The following is a 23,217-nucleotide window of genomic DNA, read 5'->3' on the forward strand; positions in this document are numbered from 1 at the left end:
GATCCTATATAGGATCGTCAGATTGCTTACGCCCGGTCTAACCAGAGACAACTGGATAACGTAACACCCTTCTAAAAATTAAAATCAAATTAGTAATTTCAAAGGCGTTGGCCTTTGAGAAGGATACGTTATGTCTAAACCTTATCAGTTAAAGGAGCCTATTGGTCCGGGCTATAATATGGACCCCGATGACGTTCGAAAAACCAAATCTGTTCTTTCTGAAACTGGTCATTATACACCCCCAAAATTCGGCATCACGGATATCCCCGATAATCAGATGATTGATGCTATTCGTCGTTATCAAAAAGATAACGATCTTAAAGTTGATGGTATCATCCGGCCGGGTGGTGAAACTGCAGAATCACTCATTGCGATGGGGACTGGTTCACGCGGTGTCGGTAATTGCCGTGTTTGTGATACGCCATCACATCATGGCGTTTTCCATAGAGATGTTTGTTACGAGTGTTGGAACCAGCACCCCGTTGGCCTAAAATTATTTAATTTTCCAAAGAGGTATGTAACACCTAAGAAATAATTCATCTGGTGAGCATTTATGCAATGCTCATCAACTTTCTTCTTTGAATAAAATGGTCGATTGCTTCTTTTGGGTAACCTAACAGTTCACCTACTTTTCGGTCATAATAATCATTCATATCTACTGTAAAATCTGTTGTCCTTAATTTATGTAACTCTTTTGCACGCCATTCTTCTCCCGGAAGGGTAAAGTAAATGCTATGGATCTCATATTGACCATCTGGAGTATTATGAAATATTTCATGACGAATGATCTCTCCGCTTTCTACATGAGGTGTAAACTCCTGATCTGACCATTGCACTAAAATTGCCCCCCCTCTTTCAGGTTCTACGATGTCTGAAAACTCCGTTAAGGGTTTTTCTCCCTTCAACATTAATTCGAGTTCCCGTTCTTCATGTGGACCAATTAAAGGGTCTTTAGGTGTTTCATCCGCGATATTGAAGTGCTCAATCCAACAAGCGATTTCATGATCACTATAGCCGAGTGTCTTGCCAATTTGCTCCTCGCAATAAACAGCCTCAGACCCTCTTGCTTCATCTGTAAGAGCATATAAATCTTCTATTTTCTGTGCTAGATCTTCATGGTTTGGCAGAAAATAATAAACCGTTTTTATTTCACGATTTCGATAAATTTGAACATAGGTTTTTGTTCCAAGTATGCCGTCATTTACTGCGTCATCATAGCGTGTATCAGGCCAATCTGAGTCCGCAAAGAAGCCTGTTGAGAAAACAGCGATCTTCTTTTTACCACTCATCAAGAGTTCGAATTCACGATTATAATGCGGATTTATTTCTTTTGGTGCATGATTATAGTTTGGCATTTGGATCCCCCTGAAAATTCTTTAACTAAAATTATGTATGAAAGGGATTGGGATCAAATTTAGATAGCTCCCTTCATTTCGCATTCTTGTTGATCTAAAGCTCTCTTTCAGGCGATCTATTCTTGTCGATGAAAAATCATTTCTGCAAAGTTCGATAAGAGAGGAATGTATAAGAGAAAATGGCGCACCCAAGAGGATTCAAACCTCTGGCCTCTGCCTTCGGAGGGACGCCAGAAGCCTTTGAAAAGGCAGTAAAATTTAATTAAGTATTTGTTTTTGCGGTATAGTGGGATGCTGTCGAATCGAGTCAGATTCCATCGGATGAAAGTTTACTGCATCATAATTCTTCCAAATTAATTTATGCACTTCGAGAGATATAGAAGTAATGAAAATAGCAAGTTTTTCTAATAGCTCTCTATTTACCATATAATATGAGATTGTAGACTGAGAAACTTACATCTTGACTCTGCAAAAAGTAGGCTGGATATAAAAGTAAAATAGTTATGAAAGTTTGCGGTGAAGATAAGGGGGGCTTATTAGTGAATATTGTTTATGATACTAATATACATAGGAAAAAGAAGCTACTACATATCAATTTGTCATTGCTTTCGGCTGCACTTATATTTTTTCTTGGATTGTTTTGGTTATCTCAACCAAAAGCGTTATTTTTCAGTTTTTGTTGGCTAAGCTTTGCTTCATTTGTTTATGGAATGAAATATGGGGTAGCTAATACTCGGTGTATTCAATTGGATGAGTATTCAAGCCAAGCTGCCAAAAAGATTTGGCAAATCAAAACGTATATCTGGGTAATGATAGTAGCTATAACATATATTCCTGTAATATTGTTTCTGCCCGTACTAATTTTTGACAGTACACCCGAATTTTTGAATGAGATTGCTTTGATAAAGGGAGTAGGGGTTTATGATGATGTCGCCAATAAACTAAGAATAAGAATCTATCCAAACTCAAAAATATACCTGAAGTTGTACAGCAGTTTTGTATTCATTGGTCTTACGGGATTTGGGTGGTTGATTATTTGGAGATTTTTGGACTTAGTTCGAGCGTGGTTAGATTGGGGGTACTATGCAACATGGGTGAAACAAATAACAAATGAGAGCAGCATGCTCAGAGTTTTATTTGTATGGATATTTTGTGTAACTATTTTTTGTACCTCATTGTTATTTTTATTTACTAGTATCAAATCGTCTGAGCTCATTAAGCAAGCTGGGCAGTGGGATGAGCTTGCTTATTTTTGTTTGTACTTTTTTGAGGCTGGTTTATTGATTGGTGGCTTTGTTTTATATGCATTTTTTGTATTTGGGCTTATGCAACCGATGTTCGCTTCGTTAGGGGCAGTTTTGAAAATAAAATAAAATAAAATAAAATCTGAAATAAAAATAAATTTAGAAAAAGGGGAATTTTATGTTGTCATCACTTGGAAGGGCAGCGTTGGGGGCTGCTATTGGTGCCGTAGGTAACTTAAGATCAATGGTTAAAATGGAAGATACCGCTGGTGTTTTCGGTTTTGGTGTTGGTGTATTAGTTGGTTTGGGATTGACGCTTGCAGGGGTTGCAGCAATTCCTGCAGCTGTCGCTGCGGCTTTGGCAGGTGAACTAGCGACAAAAGGCTATACTGCGTATGGTTTTTATTCTGGAATAATGGATAGAGATCCTGATGTGACAGCTGCAGATTTGGCAAATGCTACTTTAGATGCAATTGCTCGTGACATGTTTGGCGATGATGATGAAGATCTTGATGTATCAGACGAGATCGAAAGAAGAGCTAAGGCCTATGCCAATGATTATACCAAGACACAATATGATGCTGCTCTTGATGATGTGGAGCTAAACGGACCTGAAGTTGTCGATGGTTTACCAGATCTTTCTCCTCCCAAAAATGGTGGAGGCTCCATTTCTGGAGGTGGAGAGGGTAATCGAAATGATTCATCACCTTATGGCGGCCATTTTTCTGGCGTAACCCATGAGCAAAGAGGGTATTTTTCCGGTTGGGATCGAAGTGGTGATAGCGGTGGAGGTACTTCAGGAGGGGCTCCTTCTGGTGGTGGTAGCCCCTCCGAAAACCCAGGTGGTCGTAAGCCTGTTGCTCTTGATTTAAATGGTGATGGGAAAATTGATTTAGTTAATTACTCAAATTCCCCAATTTTTTTTGATTACGACGGTGACGGCCAAAAAGAGAATATGGGTTGGGTTAGCCCTGATGATGGCTTCCTAGTGGTGGATCTGGATGGAGACGGAACAGTTAATGCACCAGAAGAATTAGCTTTTGCTCTTTCCACAGAAGAAGATGACACTGACTTAGAAGCTCTGGAAGCTGTGTATGATGTAAATGGCGATGGGGTTTTGGATGCCTCTGATACGCCTGATTTTTCTAAATTCCGTATATGGCAAGATTTGGATCAAGATGGAGAAACTGATGAGGGCGAGTTAAAAACTCTTGGAGAATGGGGAATTACATCAATCAATTTAACAAGAACCAAAGAAGATCGATTAGTTGAAGGTAATATCGTCCATAACTCTGCCGAGTTTAATAAGGTTGATGGTTCTTCAGGCCTTATTTGGGATGTCGAATTAATGGGCTCTCCTTATGGCTATAGCGCTAATAAGGGGAGCGTAGGGACTCAGCTTTCTTTGGAAGAAGGTTCAGATTTTTATTTTGGTCAAGATGGTAATAAACTATCGGCTGACGCTTCGGCGTTGGGTGTAAACGGTGTTTTTGGGGCCGCTTTGAATGACCATCTTTCGAATACTTCCAGCGAAGATGTTTTACTAGATGGCGGGGATGGTGATGATACTTTAGTTGGAGGTACTGGGGATGATTGGTTATTCGGTTCCGCAGGATCTGACAGACTTCTGGCGGGTGACGGAAATGACGTACTTTTTATTGATAGTGATGATATAGCGATAGACGGTGGTGATGGTTATGATTTGGCAATTGTTTCCAATGGGGCGGCTGTTTCAGTTGATTTGGTATCTACTAAATTAGAGGCTGTTAAGGGGAGTGACGGGAATGATGTGTTTACAGCAGCTAACATGGCAGAAATCGAAGCGGTCACTGATCCCGATACAGGTGAAATAATACGTGAAAGTTATACTCCATCAACTGTAATGGAAGGAGAAGGAGGTAACGATATCCTTACCGGCGGCGCCGGAGATGATCTGATTTCTGGCGGGGTGGGCAGTGATATCATCCATGCTGGGGGGGGGAATGACACGCTCTTTATTGATGCCGAAGATAATATGAACAATATCCGTGCAGGTGCAGGGGAAGATACCATCTTTGTTGCTACCGAAGATGCCATCACACTTGATATGAACCAAGTCCAAGCAGAACGTGCCATTGGCAATGCAGGCAATGATACCTTTAACAACAGCGGCAGCACAGATGTCAGACTGCATGGCGCGGGCGGAGATGATACGCTAACAGGTGGTTCCGGTAATGATGTGCTTATTGGTGGCCAAGGAGCAGATAACTTAAATGGCGGTGCCGGAGGTGATTATGTCTCCTATGCAGATAGTTATGAAGGGGTAACCATTAACCTCAACACCGATACTGCTAGTGGTGGTGATGCAGAAGGTGACACGATCAAGAACTTTGAAGGCGTGATTGGCTCTAACGCAGATGATCATTTGACTGGTAATAACAATGTAAATGCGCTTTATGGTGGGGCGGGTAACGATATATTGATTGGCCTGAATGGTGCAGATTATCTTTTCGGGGAAACCGGAGCAGATACCGCTGATTATTCCTCCTCTGGCAGTGCTGTCACCGTTGATCTGACTAAAGGCACTGGTTCGGGTGGCCATGCCGAAGGGGATGTTCTTAACTCTATCGAAAACCTGATAGGGAGTTCCAAAGCGGATACCTTGCGTGGTGATGATGCAGATAACGTATTTGCAGGTGGTGCAGGGGGAGATAACCTCACTGGCGGAGAAGGGAATGATACTTTAGACTATGCGACTTCTAGCGCAGGTGTCAGCATTAATTTGTCTGATAATTCCACCTCCGGAGGAGATGCTGCCGGAGATATCATCTCCGGGTTTGAAAATGTAATCGGATCTGACCATGATGATACGCTGAGCGGGGATGATAGTGTCAATAAACTTGAAGGCGGTGCAGGGGAGGACACGCTGACAGGTCTTGCCGGCGCAGATATCCTGTCAGGTGGTGCTGGCAATGACACGATTGAGGCAGGTGCCGATCAGGATCATGTAGAAGGCGGTGCTGGTGCGGATATTCTGGATGGGGGGGATGATATTGATACCCTGTCTTATGAACATTCTTCCGAAGCTGTTTCTGTTGATCTTGGCAATAATCAATTCTCTGGTGGGGATGCTGCAGGGGATGTGGTGAGTAACTTTGAAAATCTTCAAGGCTCTGCCCATGATGATAGTTTAACAGGGGATGATACGGATAATAGTCTGGAAGGATTGGCTGGGGCAGATGCCCTTGATGGCGGTGCAGGAACAGATACGGTCAGCTATGCCAATTCCGAACGGGGTGTGGATGTAAGCCTTTCCCGTGGTGGCGGTTTACATTATCTGGAACAAGTTAAATTTGCAGCCGCATCTTCTGGACAGGTGACCTTATCCGATAATGGCTCTTCAGCTGTTATTGTCGGTGGCAATGCCACGATCTATTCTGAAAGCCTGACCTCTAGTCTATCTGATGGCTGGACCGTCTCAACCCTTTCAGTGGATCCGGGTAACTACACCGATGCCATGCCGGATGGTTATATCTATCTGACAGATAAATCCGCGACGGGGAATACCCCATCTGGACAGGAATATATTAGCCTTTATCTGGGATCTGATAGCGACAAATTTGGTCTTAAGGTTTTTGATGCCAATGGTGATGAAACCGCAAGTTATGACTTTATTGGTAAATCAGATACGGCTGGAAGTTTCAGTTTTGCCTATCGCCGTGATACAGGTCTTTTGGCTGTATTTGCGAATGGGGCTTTGGCAGGTGTTCTAAACTGGACTTCAGGCCTTGATCTGGTGACAGGTGTGTCTGGTCCGGAAGGCTATAGTTTCAACTTAAGTGAAAATCCTGATCTTTTAGGTCAGATTGGTCTGGATGGCGCACACTCTCTTAATGATACATTCACCAATATTGAAAATCTTCAAGGCTCCCAATATGGCGACCGCCTGGAAGGGGATGCTGGTAATAATACACTCACAGGTGGTTCCGGTAATGATGATTTATTTGGCGGTGCTGGCCTTGATAAGGCAGTTTATAGTGGGGATGCAGCTGGCTACAAATTTACCCGTAACACGGATGCAGATGGCAATATAACAAGTTACACCATTGAAGATATTAATTCTGACTTATCAGGCGATGATGGCACGGATACGTTAGTTGATGTTGAAGAGGTTCATTTTGGAGATGGGACTGTTATCAAGCTTGATGGCAGTAACAATGCTGCAATTGCGGCTGGCGGTAAGGTTGTTATTAAATCTGGTGACACAGCGAGCTGGCAGCTTCATGGATATGATATTGATGGGGATACCATTAGTTTTGCCGGCGTTGACGGGACAGGTGCAGCTGTTGCAACTGGCACAAGCTTTAACACCTCTAATGGTGGTTCTGTCACCATTAATGCAGATGGTAGTTATAGTTATACAGCTGCCTCTGGTTATGAAGGCAGTGACAGCTTTACCTATCAAGTGACGGATGAACATGGGGCTGTTAGTGAAGCCGTTATGGATTTGGATGTCTCTGCTGTTGAGGCCACAAATGCTGCCTCCTTTGGCGGGAATGTCGGTGATAGAATGATGACGTCGAATAACGTAACATCAGGTGATCGCCAAAAATATACCATCTCTTTAGACTTCCGCCGTGATGCGATTGATATGCCATATCAATATCTTTTAATGGCAAAATCTGCATCACTTGGTGGTCGAGATTTTTATGTAGAGATCACAGGGGATAATCGTCTTCGTGTACGTGAGGCAATTGCTGCGGATGCATTTACATATACGACAGCTCAACAGTTCACAGAATTAAATCAGTGGACAAATGTTCAGGTTAGCGTTGATACCACTCAAGCAAATGCATCAGATCGTATACGTATCTATGTTGATGGTGCCCTTTTAGGTGGTGATGATTTTATTATTGCAAATCCACCACCTTTGAACTTTGAGACTTACTGGAACCATTCTGTCGAACATGCAATTGGTGCGACGACGACTGGTCCGGTTGTTGAAAGTTGGACAGGTGATATCGCAAATGTCATCTCATTTGAAGGTGAAGCCTTGGATGCGATGAGCTCTCAGGCATGGGAAGAGAAGTTCCAATCAGGTGATACGGGCGGTCCGAATAGTTTTTATCTGGACTTTAGTGATGAGAATGATTTGGGACGTAATGTGTTTGATGGCAACTCCCTCTTCGCGGTTGAAGGGGTGGTTACACAAATAGATGATGCCCCAGCAGTAAATTATACCCGGGAAGGCACAGTAGGTAATGATGTTCTTACAGGTGGATCCGGTGATGATAGTCTGACAGGTCATTCAGGAGATGATTTACTGATAGGTGGATCTGGTGCTGATATCCTTGATGGGGGATTAGGTGAGGATACTGTTGATTACAGTGCGTCTGCTGAAGGTGTGACGATTGATCTCTCTGCAGGTACGGCTTTAGGTGGAGATGCAGAAGGGGATCAATTAATCTCCATTGAACATGTTACAGGCTCTGCTTTTGCCGATACTTTATCTGGAACAACTGCTGCGAACCACCTTGAAGGTGGGGCAGGTGATGATGTTCTAGAAGGCCGCTCTGGAGGAGATACTCTTCTTGGCGGGGATGGGAATGATACAGCCAGTTATGCAGGTTCGACAGCAGCCGTGACAGTTGATCTGACAGATAATAGTCAGAATGCAGGAGGTCATGCTGAAGGTGATATTTTAACAGATATCGAGAATATTATCGGATCTGGCTTTAGCGATAGCCTGAAAGGTGATGATCAGGATAACAAGCTTGAAGGTGGAGCTGGCGACGACAGCCTTATCGGTGGGGCTGGATCAGATATCCTTGATGGCGGTACAGGTGAAGATACCGCAAATTATAGTACTTCCAGTGAAGGGGTTACTGTTGATCTTTCTACAGCCACAGTATCAGGTGGGGATGCTGCAGGTGATACATTAATCAGTATTGAGAATGTGATTGGTAGTGATCAGTCCGATACGCTGACAGGTGATGATCTTGCCAATATCCTTCAGGGGAATGCAGGTGGTGATATCCTCACAGGTGGCTCTGGTAACGATGAGTTAGATGGTGGAGCGGGGCATGATATTGCCCATTATAGTGGGGATGTTGCTGGATATCAGGTCAGCGTTGATAGTTCTGATGGGACAGTAACGATTGAAGATGTTGAAACTGCTCTCTCAGGCGATGATGGCACGGATACGTTAGTTGGTGTTGAAGAGGCTCATTTTGGCGATGGAACTGTTATCAAGCTTGATGGCAGTAACAATGCGGCGATAGTCGCTGGCGGTAAGGTTGTAGTTAAATCTGGCGATACAGCGAGCTGGCAGCTTCATGGATATGATATTGATGGAGATGGTATTAGTTTTGCGGGTGTTGACGGGACAGGAGCGGCTGTTGCAGCAGGCACAAGCTTTAATACGTCTAATGGTGGTTCTGTTACGATCAATGCAGATGGTAGTTATAGCTATACAGCCGCAACTGGATATGAAGGGAGTGACAGCTTTACCTATCAAGTGACGGATGAACATGGGGCTGTAAGCGAAGCTGTTGTTAATGTGGATGTTTCTGCTGTTGAGACCACAAATGGTGGTTCCTTTGGTGGGAATAATGGAGATCGCTTGCAAATGTGGAATAATACCACAGAAGGTGATCGTCAAAAATTTACCATCTCTTTGGACTTCCGCCGCGAGATTACCAATACTCCATTTCAGTATTTAGTGTATTCTCGGGAGACAGGCCCCGAGTTCTTTATGGAACTTACGAGTGACAATCGTTTTGCTGTAAGGGAAACGAGTGGTCCAGACGTCTTTAATTACACAACGTCGCAGCAATTTACAGATTTAACAGCTTGGACAAATGTTCAAGTGAGTGTTGATACCACTCAAGCGAACCCGTTTGATCGTATACGTATCTATGTTGATGGTATTCTTTTAGGTGAGGATGATTTTGTTACAAAAAATCCTCCTGCACTGAATTATCAAACGCATTGGAATCATTCTATTCCACATTCAATTGGGGCCGTTTCTTTGCCTAATGCTTACGCCAATTGGACAGGTGATATAGCGAATGTCATCTCATTTGAAGGTGAAGCCTTGGATGCGATGAGCTCTCAGGCATGGGAAGAGAAGTTCCAATCAGGTGATACGGGCGGTCCGAATAGTTTTTATCTGGACTTTAGTGATGAGAATGATTTGGGACGCAATGTGTTTGATGGCAACTCTCTCTTCGCGGTTGAAGGGGTGGTTACGCAAATAGATGATGCCCCAGCAGTAAATTATACCCGGGAAGGCACAGTAGGTAATGATGTTCTTACAGGTGGATCCGGTGATGATAGTCTGACAGGTCATTCAGGAGATGATTTACTGATAGGTGGATCTGGTGCTGATATCCTTGATGGGGGATTAGGTGAGGATACTGTTGATTACAGTGCGTCTGCTGAAGGTGTGACGATTGATCTCTCTGCAGGTACGGCTTTAGGTGGAGATGCAGAAGGGGATCAATTAATCTCCATTGAACATGTTACAGGCTCTGCTTTTGCCGATACTTTATCTGGAACAACTGCTGCGAACCACCTTGAAGGTGGGGCAGGTGATGATGTTCTAGAAGGCCGCTCTGGAGGAGATACTCTTCTTGGCGGGGATGGGAATGATACAGCCAGTTATGCAGGTTCGACAGCAGCCGTGACAGTTGATCTGACAGATAATAGTCAGAATGCAGGAGGTCATGCTGAAGGTGATATTTTAACAGATATCGAGAATATTATCGGATCTGGCTTTAGCGATAGCCTGAAAGGTGATGATCAGGATAACAAGCTTGAAGGTGGAGCTGGCGACGACAGCCTTATCGGTGGGGCTGGATCAGATATCCTTGATGGCGGTACAGGTGAAGATACCGCAAATTATAGTACTTCCAGTGAAGGGGTTACTGTTGATCTTTCTACAGCCACAGTATCAGGTGGGGATGCTGCAGGTGATACATTAATCAGTATTGAGAATGTGACTGGTAGTGATCAGTCAGATACGCTGACAGGTGATGATCTTGCCAATATCCTTCAGGGGAATGCAGGTGGTGATATCCTCACAGGTGGCTCTGGTAACGATGAGTTAGATGGTGGAGCGGGGCATGATATTGCCCATTATAGTGGGGATGTTGCTGGATATCAGGTCAGCGTTGATAGTTCTGATGGGACAGTAACGATTGAAGATGTTGAAACTGCTCTCTCAGGCGATGATGGCACGGATACGTTAGTTGGTGTTGAAGAGGCTCATTTTGGCGATGGAACTGTTATCAAGCTTGATGGCAGTAACAATGCGGCGATAGTCGCTGGCGGTAAGGTTGTAGTTAAATCTGGCGATACAGCGAGCTGGCAGCTTCATGGATATGATATTGATGGAGATGGTATTAGTTTTGCGGGTGTTGACGGGACAGGAGCGGCTGTTGCAGCAGGCACAAGCTTTAATACGTCTAATGGTGGTTCTGTTACGATCAATGCAGATGGTAGTTATAGCTATACAGCCGCAACTGGATATGAAGGGAGTGACAGCTTTACCTATCAAGTGACGGATGAACATGGGGCTGTAAGCGAAGCTGTTGTTAATGTGGATGTTTCTGCTGTTGAGACCACAAATGGTGGTTCCTTTGGTGGGAATAATGGAGATCGCTTGCAAATGTGGAATAATACCACAGAAGGTGATCGTCAAAAATTTACCATCTCTTTGGACTTCCGCCGCGAGATTACCAATACTCCATTTCAGTATTTAGTGTATTCTCGGGAGACAGGCCCCGAGTTCTTTATGGAACTTACGAGTGACAATCGTTTTGCTGTAAGGGAAACGAGTGGTCCAGACGTCTTTAATTACACAACGTCGCAGCAATTTACAGATTTAACAGCTTGGACAAATGTTCAAGTGAGTGTTGATACCACTCAGGCGAACCCGTTTGATCGTATACGTATCTATGTTGATGGTATTCTTTTAGGTGAGGATGATTTTGTTACAAAAAATCCTCCTGCACTGAATTATCAAACGCATTGGAATCATTCTATTCCACATTCAATTGGGGCCGTTTCTTTGCCTAATGCTTACGCCAATTGGACAGGTGATATAGCGAATGTCATCTCATTTGAAGGTGAAGCCTTGGATGCGATGAGCTCTCAGGCATGGGAAGAGAAGTTCCAATTAGGTGATACGGGCGGTCCGAATAGTTTTTATCTGGACTTTAGTGATGAGAATGATTTGGGACGTAATGTGTTTGATGGCAACTCCCTCTTCGCGGTTGAAGGGGTAGTTACGCAAATAGATGATGCCCCAGCAGTAAATTATACCCGGGAAGGCACAGTAGGTAATGATGTTCTTACTGGTGGATCAGGAGAGGATATTCTTACCGGTCATTCAGGAGATGATTTACTGATAGGTGGATCTGGTGCTGATATCCTTGATGGGGGATTAGGTGAGGATACCTATTCATTCTCTATTGGTGATGACCAAGATGTGATTGATAATTCAGATAGCAATGCGGCAAATTCTACGGATAGAGTAGTCTTTGGTGCAGGGGGGGATGAAGGTGATATCTGGTTCCGTCAAGACGGAGATGATTTAGTGGCACAAATCCTAGGTACTGATGATCAAGTTACGATCTCTGATTGGTATGATAGCTCTAGCGTGAATTATCAAGCAATTGATGAGTTTGAGGTTTCTGACGGTTCAGTGTTGACTGCGTCAAATGTTCAATCACTTGTGGATGCGATGTCTAGCTTTAGCGTGGATGAAATCGCAAATGATACGGTGGCATCCAATGCTGATCACGATGAAGCTCAAAACGTTATAGCGGCGCACTGGAGTTAACGTGTTTCAAGGAATTTAACTTCGAAGAGCGGCCCTATTTAGGGCCGTTTTTTTATGAGAGCATCAAATAATAAACTAAGATTTTGCGCCTCAAGCTTATTCAAATTTTGAAGATTTCAAAATTGGAAAAATTTTCAGTGAAAGAAATGGCGCACCCAAGAAGCAAGAATTGCAGTGTTTGGGTGGTTCTATTCCCACTTGATGCACCATTAACCCAATGATTATCAGTGTTTCTGGTACTTTAAGGGATTCATGTTGGCCGTCAACAGGCACATTTTGGTCTACCGTTTGGTCTACCATCTCATGAAGCAATACACGCCGCGACCAAACTTACCAATCCATGCAGCATTAAATACTACAACAAATGCCAATCACACATGATGGCACCACATGCACAACGCATGCGGTAATCGATGATCATCCATGATGATAGGAAGAATGATGGCATTGCCTGTTTGGTGATTTAGTAGGCATAAATGACCATCAACGCATGGTGCATAGAGGGTGCAATACAAGCCCTTACAACGCCCTAAAGATTGGTTGTATGATTTGTTGTACGCAGATTCACAGGTGTCTGTACACACCTTAAAACAGCGCATAAAGGCATTCTATGAGGGGTATGCGAGGGCCATGGGGGATACCCATATATTATATATACAATGCCTGCAACACACGGGGATTTAATATCTATAGAGGCATATCAGCTTTCATAGTTTGCAGCATTTTGTTGCCACAAATCATAATCTGCCTGAAGTTTCATCCAGCCATCAGCAGATAAACCAAAAGCTTTCTCAAATGCCATTGCTAGCTCATGAGTGACCTTGTGCTTCTTCTGCATGAATTGTGAGATTACTTCGGGTGCAACCCCTGTTACGTTTACAAGGTTCTCTTGCTTCCATTTATCTCCCGGTAGATATGCATCTTCAATCACTTCCACCGGATGCGGAGGGTTGTGTATCATCATAATAAGTCTCCCAAATTGTTGGTAAATACATGCGTATTATGTAATATATTTACTTGTCAAAGGCATGAAGGGATTACGTGTATACTAAGGTATTAAACCTGAGCAAAACATGCATATCTCTTCAAATGAATTACATCACGCACCTCACAAACCATACTACACCTAATGCCCCACCACACGCAGCAACAAATGACCATGCTAGGTGTAAGTATTGATCAGTGTTGCATGCCCTATATACCGTTAGCTAAGAAAAATACCTAGGTTTTATGCGCCTTGCAGCCGATTCCTAATGGGTAACGGTGATATATATTGGATGTGGTGTAGGCATTATATGTAGGGGGGTGCGTATGTAGGCGACTTTAACTATTAGGGAAAGTTTGTGATTAAAAAGAATCCCAAACAGTATACATGGGCAGTTTATGAAGTTTTTTTGCTTGGATTATCTGCTAGATACTTAATCTATACTCGCAATGTTTGCCCTACACCAAGTGTCGAAGGTATGCATACTATCTTTTGGCCCACAATTGTAACATAACATCAATGACACCCCGCAAATATCCCATACAATGACCAATTGCAATTCAACCCTTTTTTGTCATGTTTGCTATAAATCACCATCGTTTCACTAAGCTTTCGGGTCGCACTTTACGCCGAAGAGTTTCTCCAATACATTTGGGTTCCGAGGCTCCTTCTGTCCAATCCAAGTCCCGAGACAACGCGATAACTAACGAGCCATTAGCTCCATAAATCACATTGTTTTCCGGTAAATACGTTTCCATACCTTCAAACACATAGACGTGTGAGATATTATACTCATCCCAACCTTGTTGATGAGCGATCCTGTCGTAAAAAATAAATATCTCTGAACATTTATGCAATTCATATTCAAGTGGCCCACAGATCCACCCTCCTTCACGCAACATAGCAATAATGCTTTTCCATTCATCACTCCAAAATTTTCGTCGCACATGACGTGCAGTAATGATCTTCATAATATGTTCGTAAAGAGCAAATATATCACACTCTGTTGGTATTTGCGGGTATAAGATTGAACTCTCTTCGTAATACCAGTTATTCAAATCACATATTTGCCGAACAGCATCTCCCATTAATGAATCGTCTTTGTATTTAGACTTAAAAGGGCTTTCTATCTTTTTGAATGTCATAAAATCCACAATTTTACATGCACAAGCAGCGCGCCCACTGTTGCATGCGTTCCTAAAACCTTGGTGATCGGGGAGTTCGAAAAACCGTATTACAAACGGCCCTTGTTGCCTTTAGTCCGAGAACCTGTTGTATAACAACAAGCTCCCCGACCATAGGATCAAGGATAGTGGTATCATCTCCGGTAGATACCGACCGTGTAATATGGGGTTTTCGACGCCCCAGAACTCGCGTTAAGTTCCAACGATTACGTTAATGGAATTTGAGAGTTCTTGAAAGGGTAAAAGTGCTTAATCATTCGACAAATCAACATAAGTGTATGTTGAGACATTGAAATTAGTTTTTGCAAACAACTGATCCATCTGAGTCCAGAACTCATGTTTAAGGTTTTCAATTCCATCAGTAAGATGAAAGCTCTGTTCTTCGTCTTTTAAGCGCATTAAGCGGTGGGTATAATTGCTCATCGTACTAGATATACCATGATATCCCACGCTGAGTATCCTAGACTTACAACAGAATAACCTATGCCACGGAAAGGCGATATTGTCACAATCAGCAAACTTGAATGTCTTCTTGGCAACAAGCTTTTGAATTTGCTTTCCCCAAGCTATCGTACACCCCCTCAACGCATAATCATGATCATGCTGGAGCAAGCCATGAAAGTCAAAGTTGAAGAAACAATAGGCAGGGATGACATTTAGCCTGCCTGCCGTTTTGACAAGTTCATCGACTTGATAAGGACCGGGTTTTCCAATAGTTTTATCGACGCTACTATACTGGCCATTCTCGGACATTCTTTTTGCTTGAATTAAGAAGTCTAAACTTGAAGAGCCATAGTTAACCGTCATGACCCAGTCTGCCCCAGATTGACTTTCAGGCATCCTTTTTCCCGTAAATGTATCCAACACTTTCCGATTGAGGTTTAGAACACTAGAGGGCAATTTCTCATTGAGAGCAATCATTATGCTTTGGGTGATAGCTTCTTCATACATCAACCAGCCGTAATTGTTGGCTCGCGTCTGATTTCGCATGACATCACGAGAAAGTTGTTGAGCCAGCTTACACATCTTTTCCCGCGGTGTTTTAGCTTTAAAGACGGGTGGGCTATTTCCCCAAATCATTATTACTCCATTCGTATACCGTTATATGTGTCGGTCCTACAATCAAATCAATGCTATTCTAAGTTTATTAGCTAACCTTAAGCTCAAGCTGTTCAGAAACATCTTTACCGTCGTCATCTTTAACCGCCATCAAATATAGACCCTTGCCCTTCATACTGCGCTCCCAGATTTCGCCAACAAGTCGTTTCTGCTTGGTATCATCGTTTTGAAGCAAGTGATCGCCCTTATATTCGACGACAAGGATGCGCCCGTCATTTAACTCAGCAACAAAGTCGGGGTACGTCCAGCCTTGCGCTAACGGGAGCCTAAATGACATTTGGTGGTTTGGGATATTCCTGATCCAGTGTTTTACCTCTGGCAGGCGTTCAATTGCGGCAGCGCATCTAAACTCTTCTCCAGTCTCGTTACCATCGAATGCAGGAACAAGGTCCAGATAGTGCTTAGGAAACTTAAAAGAACCTTTATAGGCAGCTTGACCATCATACATTCTGTCCTTGAACTCAAAGACTTGAGAAAAATCAATGTCAGGCTTTGCCTCAGGATCAAGCAAGAACTTCTGATGAGATTGCGTAGCTGCCTGCTCTTTCAAGGCTTTGATCTTAGCGGATAGCTCTCTTGCTAAAACGAATTTGGCCCTCCAAAGGATATTGAGTGGTATAGACTGATTATCTAGCAAATCATCAATATGCTTGCGTATCCATTCCACTCGCTCACTTTGACCAAAGCGCGGATCAGAAACCTTCTTGTCAATCGCAAGCACTAATCCTGTGGTCGTCCAGTTATCAACATCAACATCGAGGCCAAGCTGCTCGCAACGGTCCGCGTAGGTAACGGATATTTTGTTACCATCCAGATCGATTTCGTAGGTTTCTGCCTTTTCCTTAACCGTGAATTGTCCTGCATCAAACGTACATGAATGATCCAATAATGACCATTCAAAGTATTCATCAAAGATTTCAGGATCAGCTAACTCTAACTCATCTTGAATATGAACCAAGAGCTTCGGTACTCTGAAAGGTACTCGTCTGGAGGCTGCGGCCAACTTAGCAACTTCAGCTTTATGTGACTTCAACTTGTCATCAAAGTCTTGTTGTTTTTCCGTTGGCAGAGCTTTCTTGATCTTAGAAATTGCAGCCTCGGACACATGTCCCTTTACTTTGATAACAACTTCACCGTCACCGCGCCGCTCTACATCTATAGCAAGACGATCCTCTTCATCCAAATCTTCAAGATCAGGCGCTTCTGATGCAGTTTCAACTATCTCAGGTTTCGGCTTAACACTCGGCGCAAACAGTCCTTCTTCAAGGGGAAGCTGACCTTCATCCCTGCGCTCAATTTCTATACTTGCATTGGCTTCTTGTTCATCAAAGCCCATTTCAACAAGCTTATCTTTGAGATCGTGAGCAGTTTTCAAGAAGTCATCACTGGATAGGTGAGCATAAGCTTTATTCAACTCGATTGACTTGCGTTTTGCAGCATAGGGCATACGCATAACGCGCCCCAGAAGCTGCTCCACAGCCCCCGCACTTCGTATGTTGGCAACTGAACAGAAGACATATGCAAAGGAGCAATCCCAGCCTTCCTTGAGAGCCTCAACGGTAATGACATATTCAATGGGGCATTTAGGATCAAACAAGTTAATCCCATCTAGCTCCCGCTGATCCCCGGTTGCAATTGCAATCTTTTCTTCAGCAATACCACTGTCTTCAACCAGATACTGCTTCAAGACATCAACATTGACTTCTTCATTTTTCTTTTGTGCTTGCAGTAAAACAATAGGCCTTATGTAACTCTTGTCCTTGGACGCTACGGCTTCAAGTTCACTTCGCCTTTGAACTGCCCCATCGACAGCCGCCTGCCAATTCTGGTGTGCCGTCAGCACCACTGGCAATTTAATCATCTCTTCATCTTTGACTTCCTGAGCCGTCACACTATGAAGAATATTACTGTTATTACGTGGTGTGGCTGTGAACTCGATAATACAGGACGGGTTGACGCGCGATTGCATTTCCCGGGACAATCCAGTTACTGCATTATGCGCTTCATCGACAATCATAATCGGGCGCACTAAGTGAAGCAGGTTGGCGAAGGAGAATTTGACCCCACCTTCCTCCATACGTTCCAAGCCCTCAGTCGTGGAGGGCACAGAGCTGAAATGTGGTTCCATGTCTTCGTGGTGAGCATATACCTTGCGGCCTTCAGTGTTCGAAACACGCAATGTCTGGATAGTACCGACTATTACCGTCAGGTTATCACGAATATCTTGGGGGCGTATTTGGTTGAAATCGGTAATATCAAACACCCGAACTCGCCCAGAATATAACTCATCCAACTGCTGGCGATAAGGGTGTGTAGGCTTCTTTAAAGCTTCCACTGTTTGCGTTCGTATTGGATTAGAAGGGACAAGCCAAAGCACCGTAGGGTAATCTTGTTCTAACCAAGCATCTTGTGCAATACCAATAGAACGAGTTGCCAAGATTGTCTTACCAGCACCTGTAGGCAATCGCAGGCACACATACGGCGTATCAGGGTTACTGTTTAAAACTTTGTATTTTGATACATAGCGTCCCAACCGTAGCTTCTGCGCTGGTTCGCTCACAACTTCTTCATAAGCCTGCTGTGCCCCATATAGACGGCATAGCTCCAGGTACTTCTGCAAAGACGTAAGGGTGGCTTTTTGATATTCTTTAAGATACATGCTTTCCCCCTAGCGCGCCTTCACATCATATGGTGTTTGCTTGAAAGTAACCTTGTTACGCTTCAAACGCTCTTCACCAATCCGGCTACTTTCACCATATATAACCAATTCGCCATCGAAATTTGGATGGCTTGCCTTCAAGTCATCTTGAACAATCCGCAAGGTTTTACTGGTCACCACATTACCGCCGTCAGGACGGCGGTCTCCTAAGATACCATTATAAAGCAATCCATAGGCAATCCCATCATGAACACCCAGAAATGGACTGGTGGCCTCTTCACCACCTGATCGCCCCCAAGGACCATTCGTTTCACTGAACCAAATATGGGCTGCTAACACCCCAAACTTGATGTCTGGGCAAATACGGCCTTCTTCATCAAAGGCATTCGCTCCAAGTTGATAGAAACGAAAACCACCGCCACCTTCCCAGTTAACTGCTTCTGAAATCCCGCCTTGCTCACCGTCAACCACCTTTTGAAGCCTTGGAAGGCAATGAGTTTTTGCATGCTCACCCAATTCAATTCCAATGAACTTTCTATTGAGTTTAGCTGCTACTGCAGCCGTAGTTCCTGAACCCAAATAGCTATCCAATACTATATCGTTAGCGTTTGTTGCCATTCTAACGATACGCTCTAGTAGCTTTTCGGGTTTGGGAGTATCAAATACTTCTTGGTTGTTGAATAACTTTACTTCTTTTTTCGCATCTTGGTTATGCCCAACTTCGTTATATTGCCAAATGGTTAAAGCCGTCACCCCGTCTTTAACTTCAGACAGGAACTTCTTAACAGACGGAACATTGTTGCCAGTGGCACCGAACCAAATCCTGTTATCTGCAACCATATTTTTATAGTTTTCTTCCGACGTCCCCCAACATCTACTTTCCGGAGGATTAACAACTCTTCCTGAGGGAACAGTAATGCGGTAGTCATTCTTTTCTGAATAAGTCTTAACTGAGAAATCCGCTGCTTTCCATGGTCCTCTTGGATCATTATCTGGATTTTTGTATCGGTTATTCATCGCATCAGAACGAGGAAGGGGATTGGGGCGCCAGTTCTCTTTATCTTTTGCATAGATCAAAATGTGATCGTGATTATCGCTTAACCATTTTGCATCGTTTTGAGGTGAATACTTTTTCTGCCATATAGCGTTAGAAACAAAGTTTTTCCTACCAAACACCTCATCTAAGAGTACTTTCAGGTAATGAGCTTCATTATCATCAACAGATACCCACAATGATCCAGTTTCTGAAAGCAACTCTTTTAACAGTATTAATCGAGGCCACATCATTGCTATCCACTGAGTATGCTCTAGATTGTCGTCATAATGAATAAAGTTAGCCGATTTGGTGTTATAGGGAGGGTCAATAAAGATGCATTTCACTTGCCCTGCATAATACGGCAACAAAGCTTTCAAGGCCTCAAGATTGTCTCCTTGGATCAGCATGTTACCGCTATTCTTATCACCATAGGATAGGTTCGGCACTTCCTCCAGCAAACGATATGGAACCTTGCTTGCAGCTTTCACATCCTCATCACGTGTCAACCAATTCAATATAGGCATACAGACAATCTCTTACATTCACTAACAGCTAATAACATCGCGCGACTATGACTTGAGTCGACTGCACATACAACGATTGAACATTTATTCTACAGCCTACCACTACTGATTATTATCAAAGAAGTCTTCATCTACCTTCTTGAGAGTAAGGATTTCCTCTTCCCGACAACCGACATTATATTGGATCATAAGCTTGGATAGTCTGACGCCGTCAATCAGGACAATGCGCATATTCAATTTCTCAGCCGTATCTGTTGCAGCGGAACTAAACTTGGAGGTGGTAAAGAAGATACCCTTTTGAGCCCCTTTCAGGTTCAACGCTCCAAAGAAATCGCGTATTGCTCCGGATCCTATGTTGTTCCCTTCAGCATACCTCTTGGCTTGTACATAGATTTGATCAACGCCTAATGGGTCTTGATTGATAACACCATCAACCCCGTCATCACCACTTTTACCAATAGTGCGGCCTGCGTCTTCCGAAGAACCTCCATATCCCATATTGAGCAAAAGATCGACGATCAATTGTTCGAAGAAATCAGGGGATGCTTCGCGTACACGTCCTAACAAGTCCGCACCCAGAGCATTATTGATGTCACGATGGGCTGACCGTAACATTTCATCCGGGGTTTCATCAGTTTCTTCATCACGTTGCGCCACTGTTGATTGTGGTTCCATCACTGATGTTTTTTTTCGGTTTTTAAAATCCAAATATCCATCAAATTGCTCTAGATACTTATTATTAATGTACTTTGGCTTCTCTGATAATACTATCTGTCCCTGATCTGTAATTGCAAACATGCCACGCGTGGTGAAGCGAACAAGGCCTGCTTGCTTAAGATAGTTTTTCGCCCAATGAACTCGATTAGAAAAACGAGTTTGCTTACCACTGGGCAACATCTCAAGCTTTTCTTCTTCGGTTAAAGAGAATTCTTCGGCCAACAAGCAGATCGTATCCTTTGTTGATACTTCCCGGTTTTTACATGCCTTTAAAACAGGCAACATCAATGTTTGGTAATCTGGTATCATGTAATTGCTTATCCCCCTAATATGTCTCCATAGAAATGTAATTCGCTATACGTGTAAATAGATTTTATTTGCATCAAATTGGTGCAATAACTCACACTTAATTCGATTAACATATTTATAACTGTACAAAAATACATTCACCCTCATTTTGTTCTTGACATGTTCACTATTAGTGTGCTATTATTCAAAAATAATAAAAGTTCAACTTGCGCGTTTAGAAGATGTGCAGGGCTTTTTTGTACCTAAATCAGTATGTAGGGGTGTCGTTAAGATATGAGCTTTATATTATTAATCTTAATAACAAATTGCGGAGGTGCTAATCAAGCACACAAATGATGTCATCCGCGCATATCTGCGTAGAGATAAGATGACAAAGCAAGCGGCTAACGACAATTGCCGCGTGCAATTATTCTCTCGATCAAGTAGTCGACAGAACCCCGGTGTCAGTGCATGGACCTGTTATGGATGCAATGACAAAGCCGAGAAGATCACTTCCGGATGGATTGATCATTCAACAAATATCAGGTCCGAATTAGAAGGTCTTGTATCCACATTGAAGACCTATCCCAATGGAACATGTATTACCTATCATTCAAGCTCTGATCATATTGTGAAGGGGCTGAATAAACATATGCATACATGGTCCAAAAACGGATGGATTACCAGCCGGAACAATGAAGTGGCGAATGTCGACCTGTGGCGAAAGCTTGCATGTGAACATAAACGACTGCGCATAAAAACTGTCTGGGTTCATCATAAAGCCATCGATAAAATACTTCCGGTATTGAAGGAAGAACTAAGTTTAACCTTTCAAGCAGCCAATGATACTGCTTAACAATAAGGACATATATAATTATAAATAAGTTTACCACCTGCTATGATGCAGGTGAGTTTAGTCATTTTAGCGATTTTATCGTTGCTAATGACGTATGGGAGGCTCCTCTCGAGAATTTGAACAATAGTTCATTCATTGATTTCCGACGTGAAAGTGATCATCAGATTTACTCTTCTGCGGTAGAATATCTCATCGATGATCTTAGTATAACGGGGCATCTATCATTGATCAGGCAATGCCTGACATTTGTTCTGCAGGAACTGTTCTATGTTCATAACAAGGATGACAAATGCTATCTGGCTATCCCTGCTGATTACAATCAATGGGCAAACTGTAGATATAGTAATCCAGCAAGACGATCCACCCGATGCTTGGAAATCATCAAGTTTATGATAGATCGTGGTTATCTAGATTGGCATAAAGGGTTCGAAGGACAGGTGCGTGGGTTTGTGACACGCATCCGTCCAACAAAGCTTTTATCAGAGTATATATTCCCTTTATTCACGACTTATCAGATCCGCTACTATAGGCATCCTGCATCTGAGGTAGTTTTCCTTAAGGATTGCAACAAGAGATACATTGATGTGCCCGACACGCAATTTGTAATACAGCGAAGATCCTTTCTAAAAAAATACAATTTGTTGATGAAAGAAACGGATATCTCATTTGTAGCAGGCAAGGAGCCAAGCAATGATGTGGATTTCTTCCGCACAGATACCTACAGCGTGCATAACAGAGGTCGCATAAGATGTGGCGGTCGATTTTATGGACATTGTATCCAAGGCGTGAACAAGGATTATCGAAAGCACTTGTTGATGAATGGTATGCCTTGCATCGAGTTAGATTACTGTGCCTTGCATCCATATCTGCTATATGCAGAAGCAGGCGCCCCATACATTGGCAAGGACCCATACACCATTGATGGATTTAATCGTGATATGGTGAAATCCGTTATGTTGATTGCTTTTAACGCTAGCAATTTTATGAAGGCATATTATGCACATTGTAAAGAGCGTGAGAAAAAAGAAAAACTACTCTTAACGGTTCATGAGTTTGGTCAAATTTACACTGCCTTCAAGAACGCCCATCCAATGCTGATACCATATTTATGTTCTGATAAAGGGATATACCTTCAATATCAGGATTCATTGATTGCTGAACGTGTTATTAAGCATTTTGTGAAGCGATCTATCCCAATCGTCTGCATCCATGATTCATTCGTGGTAAATTACAAACATGCGGATGAACTTAGGGATGTAATGGGCACAGCCTATCAGGCGTTTACAAAAAGCTGTCACGTCCCAAAGATTGAATTGGCTAATTCATGATAAAAACAAAGAAATTGATCATGGAAAAAACCGTGCCAATCTTATGGCAAATTAGTGCTTCAATAAATGAAGTAAATATAAATATGTTGTTAATGA

Annotated in this window: 12 protein-coding genes; 5 read left to right on the plus strand and 7 right to left on the minus strand. The window is 43.0% G+C overall.

What is annotated here, in order from left to right; all coding sequences use genetic code 11:
• The first annotated feature begins 130 nt into the window (after positions 1–130).
• A complete protein-coding gene (locus ACOQOA_RS01070) occupies positions 131–535 on the plus strand; it encodes a peptidoglycan-binding domain-containing protein (RefSeq protein WP_420546821.1) in 405 nt (134 codons plus the stop codon).
• A 16-nt stretch (positions 536–551) separates the two neighbouring features.
• Here the strand turns inward: ACOQOA_RS01070 and ACOQOA_RS01075 are convergent, their stop codons facing one another.
• On the minus strand, positions 552–1,355 hold the full coding sequence (locus ACOQOA_RS01075; RefSeq protein WP_420546822.1) for a hypothetical protein: 804 nt from the start codon (positions 1,353–1,355) through the stop codon (positions 552–554).
• 503 nt (positions 1,356–1,858) lie between these two features.
• Between ACOQOA_RS01075 and ACOQOA_RS01080 the strand changes: the two genes are divergently transcribed.
• On the plus strand, positions 1,859–2,728 hold the full coding sequence (locus ACOQOA_RS01080; RefSeq protein ID WP_420546823.1) for a hypothetical protein: 870 nt from the start codon (positions 1,859–1,861) through the stop codon (positions 2,726–2,728).
• A 49-nt stretch (positions 2,729–2,777) separates the two neighbouring features.
• A complete protein-coding gene (locus ACOQOA_RS01085; RefSeq protein ID WP_420546824.1) occupies positions 2,778–12,425 on the plus strand; it encodes an Ig-like domain-containing protein in 9,648 nt (3,215 codons plus the stop codon).
• Between the two features lie 700 nt (positions 12,426–13,125).
• Here the strand turns inward: ACOQOA_RS01085 and ACOQOA_RS01090 are convergent.
• The 6 genes from ACOQOA_RS01090 to ACOQOA_RS01115 form a co-directional block, all read right to left on the minus strand.
• A complete protein-coding gene (locus tag ACOQOA_RS01090) occupies positions 13,126–13,389 on the minus strand; it encodes a HigA family addiction module antitoxin (protein WP_420546825.1) in 264 nt (87 codons plus the stop codon).
• Positions 13,390–14,000: 611 nt separating this feature from the next.
• Complete coding sequence (locus tag ACOQOA_RS01095; protein ID WP_420546826.1) at positions 14,001–14,555, minus strand: hypothetical protein; 555 nt, start codon at positions 14,553–14,555, stop codon at positions 14,001–14,003.
• Between the two features lie 288 nt (positions 14,556–14,843).
• Positions 14,844–15,674 (minus strand): DUF6615 family protein, encoded by an 831-nt coding sequence (locus ACOQOA_RS01100; protein ID WP_420546827.1) that lies wholly within the window; start codon positions 15,672–15,674, stop codon positions 14,844–14,846.
• 67 nt (positions 15,675–15,741) lie between these two features.
• Complete coding sequence (locus tag ACOQOA_RS01105; RefSeq protein WP_420546828.1) at positions 15,742–18,372, minus strand: DEAD/DEAH box helicase; 2,631 nt, start codon at positions 18,370–18,372, stop codon at positions 15,742–15,744.
• 9 nt (positions 18,373–18,381) lie between these two features.
• Positions 18,382–19,932: a site-specific DNA-methyltransferase gene (locus ACOQOA_RS01110; protein ID WP_420546829.1), complete on the minus strand. Its 1,551-nt coding sequence runs from the start codon at positions 19,930–19,932 to the stop codon at positions 18,382–18,384.
• Positions 19,933–20,034: 102 nt separating this feature from the next.
• Entirely contained in the window at positions 20,035–20,958 is a 924-nt protein-coding gene (locus tag ACOQOA_RS01115; RefSeq protein WP_420546830.1) for a restriction endonuclease, read from the minus strand.
• 367 nt (positions 20,959–21,325) lie between these two features.
• On the opposite strand from ACOQOA_RS01115, the gene ACOQOA_RS01120 reads away from it, so the two are divergent.
• Both ACOQOA_RS01120 and ACOQOA_RS01125 read left to right on the plus strand, forming a co-directional pair.
• The gene (locus ACOQOA_RS01120; protein ID WP_420546831.1) at positions 21,326–21,793 is read left to right on the plus strand and encodes an RNase H family protein; all 468 of its coding nucleotides are present in this window, start codon (positions 21,326–21,328) and stop codon (positions 21,791–21,793) included.
• A gap of 116 nt (positions 21,794–21,909) precedes the next feature.
• Positions 21,910–23,121, plus strand: a complete 1,212-nt coding sequence (locus ACOQOA_RS01125; protein ID WP_420546832.1) for a hypothetical protein — start codon at positions 21,910–21,912, stop codon at positions 23,119–23,121.
• Positions 23,122–23,217 lie beyond the last annotated feature (96 nt).

Origin of the sequence: Curvivirga sp. (genome assembly GCF_965219885.1) — a bacterium.
GTDB lineage: Bacteria > Pseudomonadota > Alphaproteobacteria > UBA8366 > Aestuariispiraceae > Curvivirga.

Coding starts and splice junctions, on each gene's coding strand:
- ACOQOA_RS01070 (WP_420546821.1), top strand. CDS start 131: ATGTCTAAACCTTATCAGTTAAAGGAGCCTATTGGTCCGGGCTATAAT.
- ACOQOA_RS01075 (WP_420546822.1), bottom strand. CDS start 1,355: ATGCCAAACTATAATCATGCACCAAAAGAAATAAATCCGCATTATAAT.
- ACOQOA_RS01080 (WP_420546823.1), top strand. CDS start 1,859: ATGAAAGTTTGCGGTGAAGATAAGGGGGGCTTATTAGTGAATATTGTT.
- ACOQOA_RS01085 (WP_420546824.1), top strand. CDS start 2,778: ATGTTGTCATCACTTGGAAGGGCAGCGTTGGGGGCTGCTATTGGTGCC.
- ACOQOA_RS01090 (WP_420546825.1), bottom strand. CDS start 13,389: ATGATGATACACAACCCTCCGCATCCGGTGGAAGTGATTGAAGATGCA.
- ACOQOA_RS01095 (WP_420546826.1), bottom strand. CDS start 14,555: ATGACATTCAAAAAGATAGAAAGCCCTTTTAAGTCTAAATACAAAGAC.
- ACOQOA_RS01100 (WP_420546827.1), bottom strand. CDS start 15,674: ATGATTTGGGGAAATAGCCCACCCGTCTTTAAAGCTAAAACACCGCGG.
- ACOQOA_RS01105 (WP_420546828.1), bottom strand. CDS start 18,372: ATGTATCTTAAAGAATATCAAAAAGCCACCCTTACGTCTTTGCAGAAG.
- ACOQOA_RS01110 (WP_420546829.1), bottom strand. CDS start 19,932: ATGCCTATATTGAATTGGTTGACACGTGATGAGGATGTGAAAGCTGCA.
- ACOQOA_RS01115 (WP_420546830.1), bottom strand. CDS start 20,958: ATGATACCAGATTACCAAACATTGATGTTGCCTGTTTTAAAGGCATGT.
- ACOQOA_RS01120 (WP_420546831.1), top strand. CDS start 21,326: ATGACAAAGCAAGCGGCTAACGACAATTGCCGCGTGCAATTATTCTCT.